The organism is Cryptosporangium aurantiacum, from assembly GCF_900143005.1.
Lineage (GTDB): Bacteria > Actinomycetota > Actinomycetes > Mycobacteriales > Cryptosporangiaceae > Cryptosporangium > Cryptosporangium aurantiacum.
In genome coordinates, this window is record NZ_FRCS01000006.1 from 103,109 (window position 1) to 116,870 (window position 13,762).

5 protein-coding genes are annotated in these 13,762 nt (G+C 75.0%); 2 read left to right on the forward strand and 3 right to left on the reverse strand.

The features are described 5' to 3' along the window. Positions 1-11: 11 nt before the first annotated feature. Positions 12-1,412 (forward strand): SMODS-associated NUDIX domain-containing protein, encoded by a 1,401-nt coding sequence (locus BUB75_RS20990; protein ID WP_178379942.1) that lies wholly within the window; start codon positions 12-14, stop codon positions 1,410-1,412. Here the strand turns inward: BUB75_RS20990 and BUB75_RS20995 are convergent. Beyond that, positions 1,385-5,962 carry a hypothetical protein gene (locus tag BUB75_RS20995; RefSeq protein WP_143175331.1) on the reverse strand — a complete coding sequence of 1,526 codons (4,578 nt, stop codon included), beginning with the start codon at positions 5,960-5,962 and terminating at the stop codon, positions 1,385-1,387. The two genes, BUB75_RS20990 and BUB75_RS20995, sit on opposite strands and share 28 nt — an antisense overlap. Before the next feature lie 53 nt (positions 5,963-6,015). Here BUB75_RS20995 and BUB75_RS21000 point away from each other — a divergent pair, with 53 nt between their 5' ends. Then, positions 6,016-6,375, forward strand: a complete 360-nt coding sequence (locus tag BUB75_RS21000; RefSeq protein WP_073259350.1) for a hypothetical protein — start codon at positions 6,016-6,018, stop codon at positions 6,373-6,375. Between the two features lie 4 nt (positions 6,376-6,379). On the opposite strand, the gene BUB75_RS21005 is transcribed toward BUB75_RS21000, so the two are convergent. Further along, positions 6,380-10,081 carry a CHAT domain-containing protein gene (locus BUB75_RS21005; protein ID WP_073259352.1) on the reverse strand — a complete coding sequence of 1,234 codons (3,702 nt, stop codon included), beginning with the start codon at positions 10,079-10,081 and terminating at the stop codon, positions 6,380-6,382. A gap of 1 nt (position 10,082) precedes the next feature. Then, positions 10,083-13,760 carry a CHAT domain-containing protein gene (locus BUB75_RS21010; RefSeq protein ID WP_073259354.1) on the reverse strand — a complete coding sequence of 1,226 codons (3,678 nt, stop codon included), beginning with the start codon at positions 13,758-13,760 and terminating at the stop codon, positions 10,083-10,085. Positions 13,761-13,762: the final 2 nt, after the last annotated feature.

Sequence of the window (13,762 nt, forward strand, 5' to 3'; positions counted from 1 at the left end):
CACTCGGTCAGGTGAACCCAGGGGTGGGACCGGGCGGCGTCGTCGTCATTCTGACCGCCCTCGAGCTGGAACACCGGGCCGTGCACCGGCACCTGCGCCGGGTGCACACCGTCGTCCACCCGGCGGGCACGATCTTCGACGTGGGCGAACTCGAGGGCTCGACGATCCGGGTCGCGCTGGCGGTGACCGGACCCGGCAACACCGGCGCGGGCATCCTCGCCGAACGGTCGATCGCGATGTTCGCCCCGTCGGCCGTGTTCTTCGTCGGCGTCGCGGGCTCGCTCGCCACCGACATCGACCTCGGCGACGTCGTGTTCGCGACCCGCGTCTACTTCTACCAGGGCGGGCTCGAGAGCCCGACCGGCTTCTCACCGCGGCCCGCGGCGTGGCCCGCGCCGCACCGCATCGAACAGCTGGCACGACACGTCAGCCGCACCGGCCAGTTCGGCACGACCGTCCACTTCCGCCCGATCGCCGCGGGTGACGTCGTCCTCGACTCGCTCGACGGGCCGCTGATCGCCCGGATCCGGCAGAACTACAACGACGCGGCGGCGGTCGAGATGGAGAGCGCCGGGCTCCATCAGGCCGGCCAGCTGAACGAGTCGTTACCGGTGCTGACCGTGCGCGGCGTGAGCGACCGCGCGGACGGCAAGAAGGAACTCGCCGACCGGCGAGGGCTCCAGCACCGGGCGGCCGACACCGCTGCCGCGTTCGCCGTCGCGCTGTGCCGTGCGCTCGAATCCGGCCCCGGCCCTCCGGCGACCGTCGCCGAATCCGTGCGAATCTCGACCGCGGCGCTGCTCCGCGTCCGCGACGACGATCGTTTTATCCTGTTTCACTCGCCCACCCGGCCGGGTGCCTACGGTCCACCCGGCGGCGTCGTGAAACTCCGTTCGAGCGACGCCCTGGAAGCCGTCGGATTCCGCGCGGAGCCGCGCCGCAACAGCGCCATGCACGGCGACCTCCGCGGCTTCGTCCCGGGTATCGCGCTCGGCGACTTCCTGCGCTGGTGGCGCACCGGCGCGGACCGCGAGAGCGCGCCGGACTGCCTGCGGCGCGAGCTGGTCGAGGAACTGGCCGAGATCGGCCGTCCGGATCTGGCGCCGGAAGTGGACGACGTCCCCCTGACCCCGGTGCGTTCGGTGGTCGACGGCCCGTGGAGCGTCCCCGCGGCACCGTACGACCAGCTCCGCGTGTTCGAGGTCTACGACCTGGCGCCCGGCGACGCCCGCGCCGAGCGATTTCGCCGCACGCTCACCGGTCTCGCCGACGATCCCGCCGAGCCGAGCGTGATCTGGGCCGACCGCACCGACATCGAGTACGGACGCTGCGGACCGCACTACATCACGCCGCCCTCGGCGTTCCTGTTCGGCGATCGCCGCATTCACCCCGACCTCCCGATGCTGCGATGACCACCGGCCCCGGGTGCCGGTCGTACCCGGGTGCCCGCGCGGTGCTCGAATCGGCGGCGGAGGCGGAGCAGCGCCGACCGCACCTCGGCCGGATCATTCCCACCGGCGAACCGATCGGCGAGATACCGCGCGGCGGCTACCGCCTCCGTTCGGGGGATCCAGTGCGCCGCGAGGTTACCGCCGATCGCGCTCAGCCGTGGATCGTCGCCGATCGACTCCAGCACCGGCTGCCACGCGCCGAGGTACGCGAGCCCGGCCGCTCGTCCGATCGCGACGCTCGGGTGGGCCCCGGCCGGATCGAGCGCGAGGAGCACGTCCCGGGGTTCGGCGGGGGCGGAACGGCCGAGGTAGCCGAGCGCGGCGGCGGCGTCGGCGAGCAGCGACACCTCGAGCGGATCCTGGCCGGCGAGGCCGACCGGGGACACGGTCCCCTCCCAGCGCCGGGACACGACCGCGTCGCGCAGCAGGGGTACGGCGTCGACGGCGCCGAGCGTGGCGGCGGCGGTCGGTAGCCACGGCTCGACCGGACGGCGTCCGGTCAACCGGTCGACGACCTGTGCACGCAGCCGGACGACGTCGTCGGCCGCCCACTGCGGACCCGGCGCCGCGAGCTGCGGGAACCGCTGGTTGCCGAGTATCTCGAGCGCGAGGTCGGGGTCGGTCTCGGCCAGGGCGAGCACACCGTCCTGACCTGCGGTGCATCGGGCCAGCGCGGTCGCCCACGGCCAGCGGAACCGTTCCGCGACCCTGCCCGCGGCCAGCCGGCGGTGGGCTGCCCACGCGGTGCGGAGGCCCACGGCGCGGTCCCGTCCGGACAACGCGGTCGCCAGGGAGGCGAGGTGCTCGAGGTCGGTCGACTGCCCGGTGGCGACCCGGTCCGCCGCTGTCACCACGCGCTCTGCCTGCTGCGAGAGCGGCTCGGGGTCCGCGTCCGCGTCGACCGGATCCCCGAGCTCGGCCAGCAGATGGCGGCAGAGCTCGCCGATCTCGAACGCGGATTGCCGGGCGCGCAGCGCCACCCGGCGTTCGCTCGGCGGGAGACGCTCCACCAGCTGCATCCGCTCGGTCTGCAGCCGGTTCACCTCCGGCCCGTCGGGCTGCGCGGGCAGCGAGCGTTCGAGGTCGGCGAGCGCCGCCGCCTCGGTGGCGCGGATCGCACGCTCCAGCGTCGGCGGTGACGGCAGCGCGAGCGCCCGCGCTGCCCGGACGGCGGCCAGGGCCACGGCGGGGTTCGCGGGATCGATCAGATCGGTGACCAGCCCGCCGAGGCGGCGCAGTCGCAGGTCCGCCACCGTGGTCAACGCGCTGCGAACGAGTTCGGGCGGGTGGTCGGCGGAGAGCAACGGCGGGACGTGACGGGTCATCACCTGCGCGATCCGGTCCCGGTTCGCCGGAGCGTCGTCGGCGGCGAGCGCCGCCTGGCGCAGGGCGTCCAGGGCGCGCGTGCGCGCGCTCGGCGTCGCGTTCGGGTCGGCGAACGCCCGTCGGAGCGCCGCCCACCCGAGCGGCGCTTCGACGGCGGCGAGCGCCGCGGCGGCTTCGGCCTGCTCCGCCGGGACGCCGTCCGGGTCGCGCAGCACCGTCTCCAACCGGGCCAGGACCCGCTCCGCCAACCGATCGGGGTCGCGAGGTAGCGCGCCCAGCATCGCCGCAGCCTGCACCGGATCGACGCTCTCCACGACGTGGATCAACCCGGCGCCGACGGGCGAAGCGGGGCGCGCCGCCAGCGCCCGGAACACGTCGTCCCACCGGGGGCGGAGCACGAATCGCGCCGGGTCCGGAGCGGCGCCCAGCCACCGCGCCGCGAAGTAGTCGCGTTCGGTCCGACCCGCGAAGTCCAGCCGTGCGCCGGACCGCACGAGCAGCCCGGCGTCGAGCAACGGGCCGAGGCGGTCGGCACCGCTCGGTTCGGGCGGCGCGGGGACGACGTCCGGGTCGGTGCGGTGCGCGGCGAGCGCTTCGGCGTAGGCGACGATCTCCGGGTCGTCCCACTCGTCCGCCAGCGCGCCGTAGTACTTCTCCAGCAGGCGGACGTCGGCGCGGACCGCCGGACCATCGAACGACGATTCCGGTACCTGCGCGATCGTGGCGACGAGCAGCGGTCCGCACCGTCCGTCGGCGACGAAGTGCGACCACCGGCCGTCGCCGACGACCGCGGCCGCGGGGTGCCTCCCCCGGCTGCGCAGGTGGTCGACCGCGTCGACGAGCGTCACCGGGAGCAGCCGCACGGTCGACCAACCGCTCGGCTGCCCGTCCGGACGCGGGTCTCCCCCGGTGAGGCAGATCGCCACCGCCGGGTACCGGGCCCGGAAACTCTCCGCCTCGGCCAGCACGGCCCGGCGGGCCTCGACCGGCAGTCGTCCTGGCTCGTCGACCAGGACGTGGACGGCACCGGCTCCGAGCAGCGCCTCGACCGGCTCCACCGACGCCCCCGCGAGCGCCGTGCGCACTGCCGGTTCGAACCAGCCGGCGATCGCGTCCGGGCCGGGTACCGCCAGCCGGACCGGGATCCGGCCGGTGGAGTGACCGGCGAGCAGCGTGCGCTCCACCATCCGCAGCAGCGTCGACCGTCCGGACCCGACGGTGCCGACCAGCACGGTGTGCGTGCGATCCAGCACCGCGGACAGCGCGGGCACGATCGCGGAATCGACCTCCGCGGACAACGGAATGGCCGGATAGCCGTCGTCCTCCGGCGCCCGGAGCCCGGCGCGGCGCACGGCCGCCGCCGCGATCCGCGCGCGGAACGGCCGGAGCGCGTCCACCGGCACGTCGTCGGTGGCCGCGCCCCGCACCGCCGCGCCCCGGTCCACCGCGCCCCGGACCACCGCGCCGCGCACCACCGCGGCGAGGAATGCCGCGGACCGCTCGGGCTCCCCCGGGCTGCTCGGGACCGCGGGAACCCCGTCCAGCAACGGGGCGAGACGCGCCACCGCCGCCGTCAGCTCCTCCGGGCGCCACCACGTGAGCCCATCGCCGGGCGCGCTGAGCGTTTCGGTAGCGACGGCGGCGATCGCGAGCTGCGCCCGCCAGACAGCGTCGGTGTGGGTGTCGTCCGCCCACTTCATCGCCCGGTGCGCCGAGAGCAGCAGCGTCGCGAGGTACTCGTGCCACCACACTGGCTTCGCACGGCCCGGATAGATGCGCTGGGCGTGGCGCCGGATCGTGCCGAGCACCAGCACCGCAGCGACGGCCGCCTCGCCGCGGTCAGCGACGTGCTCGGCGAGGCGTGCGGTCACCTCTGCGTGCCGGTCGGCCGGGAGCAGGTCGGCGACGCGGTCGCCCAGCAGCAGCAGCCGTTGGATCGCGACCAGATCCGGAAAGCTCAGCGCCTCGGCCAGCGGCGCGCGGAGCAGGTTGAGTTCCAGCCAGGCCAGGTCGGTCAGGATCGGCCGCGACGAGCCGCCGCGTGCGTAATCGATCAGGTAGGCCTGCTCGCGGGCGAACAGGACGTTACCCGGGTTGAGATCGCCGTGGATACTCGCCGTCGCCGCGGCCTCGACCGGCTCGGACAGCACGCGGCGCAGCGCGGCGAACGGATGGGCGGCGCGACAGCCGTCCACGCTGATCGCGCCGTCGTCCTCGAGCCGCAGACCGGGCAGCGCCGCTCGCAACTGCTCCCACCGGCGGGCGGAGCGGCCGTCGAGCACCGAACCGCGCAGGTCGCTCACGTCGATCGGCGCGGGGACGTGGCCGCCCGCCGGGACGATCCCGACCGTGACGCCGTCGCGGGTCACTACCTGCCGGTCACCGTCCACGGGTCGGAAGCCTCGGAGCCGGACGAGGCATCCGGGTTCCGGTCCGGCGGGGTCGTCCAAGCCTGGCACGTGGAAGGCGGCGTCCAGGACGTCGTCCGGATAGACGTAGCGGGCCTCCGACCCCGGCGGCCCGTACGTCCACCGGCCCTCGGCGTCGAGGCCGTCGACCAGGAGCCGCAGCTCGGGCCCGAGCCGCCAGCGGCGTACCTCCCGGAGTCCCGGCCCGTCGGCGACCTGATGCTTCGCGTACAGCGCCTCCCCCACCCGGTCGAGGAAGTCGTCGAGCAGGTGGACCGCGCGTCGCCGGGCCCGCGGCCCCGCCATCGCCGCGGCGATCACGTCGCCGAGGGACTCCGGTGGGAGGCCAGGTTTACCGACGAAGGACCCGAGGTCGGTGTAGAGGACCGCCTCGCCCTCCTCCTCGATCGCCGTGGCCGGGTCGAGCACGCCGGTGGTGACGGCCTCGATCGGGACGAAGAGCGCCCGCCGCTCCTCGGCCATGCCGCGGAACGCGTCCCACTCCCGGAGAGCCTCGGCGGGTGATCCGAGTTTCGCGACGTACTGCGTCGTCGCGCGTCCGCGGTGGGCGACCACCCCCAGCACGAGCGCGCCGCCGCGCCCCTCGTTGTACATGCGGACGACGTCGAGCGTGTCGGGTGACGTCGCGAGCCGGCCTTCGCCGGGTCCGATCGCGAGGCGCCGGAGCACCGCCCGGATCCGCCCGGCGGGGAAGGCCTCGGAGGTAAAACCGTCCGGGACACCAACGGGCACCGGGGACTCGCGTTCCTCCGTCATGCTACGGATCATCCCGGCCCGGCGCCGGGGACGGCACGCTCGGGGGAGGGACAGTGGACGAGAGCGACCGATGGACGACGCTGTGCCAGGACTACTTCGCGATCCGGCAGGCGAGTTTCGCTCACGAGCTGAAGGCGCAGTGGCTCCGCCTGGCCGCACGCCGCCCGGCCCCGCTGGACGAGTGGTGGGCTCTGGTCACCGAACTCGAACGGCTCGGGCTCCAGCAGTGGAACGTGACGATGCGGCACGACGACGAGGACGGCGACGAGGACGACTACCGCATGCAGTGGGACGAGCCGGAGACGCCACGCCGGTACCGGTGCCCGGACCGCCGGTGCCACCGGGTCGAGGACGGTGCCCTGGAGGTACCGGTCTGCCGCCTCACGGGGAAGAACCTGGAGCCCGAGTACTGAGCCGTCAGACGCCGGTGTGCCGGTAGGCGGCCCACCTCGTCAGGGGCACTGCCGAGTTGCGCTCGGCGCGGACCACGCGGTGCAGCGCGTGGGCGGCCGACCGGCTGGGGTCGCCGTCCAGAGCGGCGTAGAACGAGCTGGCCAGCTCCGGTGCCGCCTCGTCACCGATCGACCAGTCCGCGGCGACCACCTGGCGGTAACCGGCGATCACCAGGGCACCCGACAGGTCGAGCGCTTCGTCGGGCACGTCCGGGTCGATCGCCGCACCGTCGCACGAGGACAGGTACGCGAACTCGGCCCGCGCGAGCGCCAGCTGCGCGATCGCGGAGGCGGGCAGCTCTCCGTCGTCCAGGCGCAGACTGGCGTCGCCGGGATGCTCGGTTCCGGGGCCGCTGTGGCCGGCGAAGTGCAGCCAGCCGTGCCTGGTCAGACCGGCGAGGACGGCCGCGCGGTTGGCGTCGGACGAGAGCAGCAGCTCGGCGTCGCCGCCCGCACTCGTCCGGCGGGCGACGTCGTACACGGACCGGGCTTCCTCCTCAGCCCGCGCCAGGTCGGCACCGCACCCGACCGCCAGCAGCGTCGGACGCGGATCGGCGGGCCGGTCACGAGCCTCCAGGAGCGCGGCGAGCGTCGGCGTGTAGCTGGACACCACCCGGTCGAGCGCACCGGTGTCGGCGAGCGTCGCAGCGTCGTAGTACTGCGCCGCGTGCAGCGGGAGCAACGCCAGCACACTGGCCGGACACCACCACAGCCGCGGCCAGTCGTCGCTGCGCGGGAGCAACGCCAGCCGGTCGAGGATCGGCCCGACGACCGTTCGCCACGACCACGCCAGCAGTGTGCGGAGTTCGTCCTCGGCGGTCTCCCCTCGTCGGATCCGTGCGGTCGCCCGGAAGTACACGCGCAGCGCCCTCGCCAGCGCGTCGGCGGTCAGCTGTCCGAGCGGGCAGAGCACGAGGGAGTCCTCGGTCAGTACGAGCGCGTCGCACCGGATCGTGCTCACGTTGACCAGCACGACGGGCCCGCCCTCGGCGACGGCTCTCAGCTCGGCGTAGCGACGCGATCGGCCGAGTTCGACGCCGAGTCGCGTCCGCACCTCGGCGCGTAGTTCGTCCCACGTCCGAGCCAGCTCACGACGTCGTTCGGCGCGGGCGATCGCCGCGGTCGAGGCCGGGCCGGCGAGCGAGCCGGGCGCGAGGCCCTCGGTGTCGTTCCAGGCCTCACGAACGGCCTCTAGGCGGTCGGCCAGGGCGGCGTCCAGCGCCCGGACCGGGGCGAGGTCTCCGCGAAGCTCGAGGATCTGGCCGTGCAGTACTCCGCGGCCTGCCTCCAGTACCTCGACGGCCCGCTCCGGGCGGCCTGCCTGCAGCGCGACCGCACCGGCGGCGCTGCCAAGTCCGGCGACCAGCGCGAGCAGGTGCCTGCGGTCGGTCCAGCGCAGCCCGTGCCACGCGACCGCGGGCAGGAGGTCCAGCGCGGCCTCGAAACCGGCCAGCGCGCGGTCCCAGCGTCGGGCCGGGACGTTCCGGCCGGCCGATTCGAGCCCTCGGAGCCGGAGCACCTGGAGGGCACCCCACGACCGCGCCGCACGGAGCCGCACGAGCGGTGGAGCGGTAGGAAGCCGTGCCGCGCGCCGGTAGGCGTTGACAGCGGTCGCGGCGTCCCGGACCGCGCCGGTCAGCTCGAACCGCGCCCGGAGCGCGTTCCCGAGCCCGGCCAGTGCGGTCGCCAGATCGGGGTGGCCGGCCGGGAGCGAACGGACCGCCCGTCGGCCGATCCGGATCGCCTGGTCGAGGGACCGCCGGTGCCCGGTCGTGTCGAATCGGGCGTGCAGCGCGGCGCCGAGGTTGTTCAGGTAGCCGGCCCGGCCCGGGTGCCCGGGCAGGCTCAACCGCACCGCGCGCCAACCCGCCGCCACCGCGTCGTCGATCAACGCAAGAGGACCGGACGACGGCGCGGCCCCGGCGTCCGACCGATGCTCGAACCGGAGCCGCAACGCGGCACAGAGGTTCGAGTAGACCGCGGCGTGCTCCGCGGTCGGCGGCCGGTCGACCGCGGATCGCAGGTGCTCCACCGCCAGGTCCAGCGCGACCGGGTCTCGTTCGATCTGCCACCGGTACAACGCGGCCAGCCCGCGGTTGCTCACGACCGTCCAGCGGTCCGGGTCGCTGCTCGGGCTCCGGGACAACACCTCGTCCAGCCGGCGCTCCGCCTCCCGCAGGTCGCCGGCGCTCCCGGTGTGCACGGCCCGGGACTGGAGAGCCGAGGCGAGCTGGGCGACCCGGAGGCGGTAGGTACGGCGTTCCGGCGGTGTGATCCGGACGGCAGTCAAACAGCTGTCGACGGCCTGGTCGAGGTCGGTGGTGTCACCGGTCCGCTCGAAGCGAACCCGGTACACCCCGCCGAGGTTCGCGAGCGTGCGTGCGTGTTCCTCGGTGTCCGGTGTGGTGTCGTCGCGCGCGACGGTGAGCAGGTCGATCGCCGCCGTGGCGTCGACCAGTTCACCGGTCGCGGCGAACCGCGCCTCGTGGGCCAGCGCCAGCTGCGCCAGCGCGAGCGCACGTCCGGGCAGCTCGTCCCAGCTCTCGACGGCGGACCACCCGGCCTCGATCGCGTCTTCGATCCGCAGCGGATCAGCGGTGACCTCGAACAGGCGGTGCAGCACCACGCACCGCTGCGCGAGCGCGGGCGGGCGGTCGGCGTGGTCGGCGGGCAGCTCGCGCAACGCCCGGTCGGTGGCGTCGAGCGCAGCGTGCAGATCCGGAAGCGGGTCGAGCCGGATCCGGGACCGGGCGAGTACCACGACCGCGAGGTTGACCAGCCGAGCCGGCCGGTGGAGCCGGTCGGAGGCCGCGCACGCCGTGTTCGCGGCGGCGACCGCGCGGTCGTGATCCTCCGGGGAGCCGTCCCGCTCGGCCCGGGCATGCAGGCACAGCGCGAGGGTGTTGGCCGTGAGCCCCGGGTCGGGGTCGTCGGGGGGAACGAGCTCGACGGCGTCCACGGCCCGCGCGACCGCCTCGTCCAGTTCGGCCGGTGGCCCGCCGCGCTCGTGGTGTTCCCGCAAGGCGTCGGCGAGGTACGCCAGGCGCAACGAACGCGCGCCGACCGGAGCGTCCGGCTCGTCGGCGAGCCCGCGCAGCACGCGGATCGCGCGATCGAGACGTGCCGGGTACCGGGCATCCTGGGCGTCGTAGAACAGGAGGCCCGCTCCGGTCGTGCGGATCGTCGCCTCCTCGGGGTGGGACGAGATCGTCGGCAGATCGAGTCCGAGCACCGCGGCGACCCGGATCAGCCAGGGCCGGGGTGTGTTCCGGGCCAGGTGGAACAGGTCGACGATCGTGTCGTGCCGGAAGCCGATCGGATCGGACACCGGGATCCGCTCGCAGTAGCCGGTGAACTCCGCGGCGACCAGCTCGGCGACACCGCCGTAGAGCACACGCAGGAGGTCCGCGGCGCGCGCCAGCTCGGCGAGCGTATTGCCCGGGTCGGTAGCGGTAGCGCTCACATACCGTGCCCAGCGGACCCCGGCTGCCAGCTGCACCAGCCGTGCGTCGATCACGGCCTCGTCGTCGTCGCGCGGCCGTAACGCTGCGGCTTCCAGGCGGGCGACGAGGTCGTCCGCCTCCGGAGTGAACAGCGTGCGGTCCCGGGTGATGTCGGTGATCGCCCCCAGCAGAGCGACCACCGCGTCAACCAGTGGATCGGTCACGTCACGCTCCGATGTGGCAGTAGGCGGCCCAGGACAGCAGCGGCCCGGTAGCGCGCAGCTCCCGCACGGCGGCGTGCAGCGCGACGGCGGCCGGTACGCGTTCGGCGGGCTCTCGCGCGCTCGGTTCGGACAGCGCGCGGAGCGCGTCGTACACCGAGCCGGCGAGGCGAGGTCCGACGTCGTCCGGGACCGGCCAGAGCGCCGCGACGACCTGGCGGTAGCCCGCGATCTGGAAACCGGCGGCGGTGGAGAACGCCTCGTCCGGCAGCTCGACCCCGGTCAACGCCGTCTCGCAGGAGGACAGGAACGCGAACTCACCCGACGCCCGGAGCGCGGCCAGCTGGAACACCGTGAGCGGGCGGTCGGCGAGCCGGAGACCACCACGCCCGGGCGCACCCAGCCGTTGCTCGGCGTGGCCGGCGAAGTGGAGCCAGGAGTGGCGGACGACCGCATCGGTCACCGCCGCCCAGGTGGCCGCCGCGTCGGCGAGCTCGGTCCGGGGACGGTCGCCGAGGTGTCCGGCCACCACCGAGGTCTCTTCCGCCGCGTACGGCAGCTCGGGCCGGTCCGGTGTGCCGGCGAGCGTCACCAGCACCGCGGACACCGGCGGGGCGTCGGCCGGCCGGCGCGAGCGCCGCAGCGCGTCCAGCGTGGACGCGTACGACGAGACGACGCGGTCCGGCAGACCGCTGTCGCGGTATTCCTCGGGCAGGTAACGCTGCGCGGCGTGCAGCGGCAGCAGCGAGAGCAGACCGGTCGGGATCCACCACACTCGCGGGAGATCGGCCGATCGTTCCGGCCAGGCGAGGGCCTCGGCTACCGGCGCGGCGACCGTCCGCCACAGCCAGGCGAGCGTGTCCCGGAGGCGCGCGTCGAGCGCCCGAACGTCCGGGTCCGGCCGCCGCAATCCGTCGAGCATGCCCAGGTGGTGGCGGGCGGCCCGCTCCACGGCGGCGGGCGTCAGGCCGGGGAGCGGCACGACGGCGGGTCCGGCGGCGGTCACCACGAGCGCGTCGCTGCGCAGCGCGCTGACGTTGACCAGCACGATCGTGTCCCCGCCCGCCGTGACCGCCCGCGACGAGAAGGACGCGGGTGCGAGGAACCGCTCGAAGCCCGGCAGCGTGCGGGCCCGCGCCACCAGTTCGTCCCAGCGCGCGGCGAGCCGCACCCGGTCGTCCCGGATCAGGCGGTCGACCGCCTCGTCGCGATCGGCGGCAGGCAGCGGCACGAGCGCGCTCTCGGCCTCGTAGTGGTCGAGCCGGTCGCGGACCTCGGCGAGCTCGGCCGCGACGTCCGGGGCGATCCGGGCCAGGTCGGCGAAGTCGTCCCTGCGGTGCAGGATCTGCGCCCAGACCACCGACCGTCCGAGCTCCAGCAACTCGACGGCCCGCTCGGGCCGGCCGCACGCCACGGCGCAGGCCGCCGCGTCCGAGGCCAGCCCCGACCACAGCGCGAGCTGCTGCTCCTGGGCCTGCCGGTCGACGCCCTGCCCACCGGCCCTGGGCAGCAGCTCGATCGCGGCCGTGTAGTCGGTCAGCGCCGCGTCGAGATCACCCGCGTCGGCGAGCAGGCGGGCCGCGCTGTACGCCGCACCCACGCGCACCGTCACGGGGGCCGCTACCTCGGCGGACGCTGCGCGCCACCGGTCGGCGGCCTCCCGCCACCCGCCCGGTCGCCGTGTTCGCTCGTACCGCGCGCGGAGCAGGACGGCGAGGTTGGACAGCATGCGCGCGTGGTCGGGGTCGGGGTCGGCACCGTTGGTCGAAGCCGCCACCGCCCGCCGCTGGACGCGGATGGCCTCCCGGAGGTCCGCGGCGTCGCCGGTGAGGTGGTATCGCGCCGCCAGCGCACCGGCGAGGTCGGCCAGCCGCGACCGGTACGACCGGTGACGGCGGGCGGTGAGCGCGAGCGCGTGCCGATGGGCGTCCACCCGGAGGCCGGCCACCTCCCGGCCGACCGCGGCGTCGCTGTCGTCGGCACCGAGGAGCGTGTTGCCGAACGTCGACCAGACCGAGGCGGACTCGGGTGCGTCCGGCCGGAGCGCGTCGACCGCAGCGGCCGCCGCGCGAAGGGCCACCTGCCGGTCGGCGTCGGGGGCCGGATCCCGGCGGGTGGGGTCGCGGGCGTCCCGGCGGGTGCGGTCGCGGGCGTCCCGGCCGCCGTGGGCATCCCGGCGGGCGCGGGTGTGGGCGTGGCGCAGTTGGCGGACCGTGGCGACGTTGGCCAGCCGCGCGGCGGTGAGCGGATCGTCCGGCCGCAGCGCGGCTGCCGCCTGTTCCGCGGCGTGCACCGCGTCGTCCAGGTCGGCGGGCATGCGCAGTCGCTGGAAGCGGGCGTGCAACGCGGACGCGAGGTTGGTCCAGGCGGCAGCGGTCTCCTGCGGTGGCGCGGCGGCTTCGTCCACGGCCTCCCGGCCGTACCGGACGGCGGCGTCCAGGTCGTCGGTGGCTCCGGTGAGCAGGAACCGGGCCCGCGCGGCGTCGCTCAGGTTGATCAAGCAGCGACGGCGCAGTGGCGTACCCGGCCCGCAGCGGTCCAGCGCTGCGGTGACGGCCGCCGTACCGGCTTCCAGGTCGGCCTTCGGGTCCGGCCCGGCACCCCGCTCGAACCGGAGGAGCAGCGCCGCGCCGAGGATGGCGAGGAAGAGCCCTCGCTCGGTGGAGGCCGGTGGGGTGGCCGCCACCGCGGACCCAGCGACCTCCACGGCCTCGGTGATGTCCGCTCGGCGTCCGATGAGGAGATACTTGATCCGGAGCGCGGCTGCCAGATTCGCCAGGCGGCGCGCACCGAGCGCCGGGTGCGCGGACCGGCTGCGCACCGCCCGGCGGCAGAGGCGCACGGCCTCGGTGGCGTCGCGCGAGTTCTGCTGCTGCTCGGCGCGGGTCGCCAGGGCGATCGCCACGGCGATCAGGTGGTCCGGACGATCGGGGTGCCTGACCGGGATGAGGTTCGCGGCCGCCTGCGCTGCCTCGACCGCCTCGTCGACGTCGGCGGCGTCCCCGGTGCCCGCGTGCCTGCGGAGCAGCGCGGTGCTCAGATGCAGCGAGTAGGCGGCCGAACCGGGAAGGTCCCGGTCCCTGGCCAGGGCGACCGCGCGCCGTCCGGCGTCGATCGCTTCGTCGAGAGCCGACCGGTCGCCGACGAGTTCGTGGCGCATCTCGAGCATCGCGCTGAGGTTCGAGAGGTACTCGGGGAGCCATTCGTCGTCGTCGGTGGTTCGCGCCACCGCCTCTCGGGCCGCCTCGATCGCCGCGCTCGCCAGCTCGAGCCGATCGTCGGCATCGAGCGGCAGTTCCGCGAGCTGCGCGAGGGAGGCGGCGAGCGTCGAGTAGTAGCGCCCCAGGTCGGGGTCGTCGTCGGGGACGCCGAGGACGGCCTCCTGGGCGAGCGAGACCGACTCGGTCAGGTCCTCGACCCGGCCGGTCCGGCTCGCGCGGACGCCGAGCGCCGCGGCCAGGTTCGCCTGCCGGTTGGCGCGCACGAGCGCGACGTCGTGGGCTCCGGACGCCTCGCGGGCGTCCGGAGCGTCCACAGCGTCCAGCGCGCGGCGGGACAGCGTGACCGCGCGCTCCAACGCGGTCGGGGAGCCGGTGCGAAGGGATTCGTGCAGCGCCTCGATACTCGCTGCCTCGTCGTCCCCGGTCGCAGTCGTCCCGGTCGCACCGGACGCGGCCCCCACTC

Bases quoted from the DNA above. Each gene is read 5' to 3' on its own strand.
- BUB75_RS20995 (WP_143175331.1), bottom strand. From the start codon at position 5,962: ATGACGGAGGAACGCGAGTCCCCGGTGCCCGTTGGTGTCCCGGACGGT.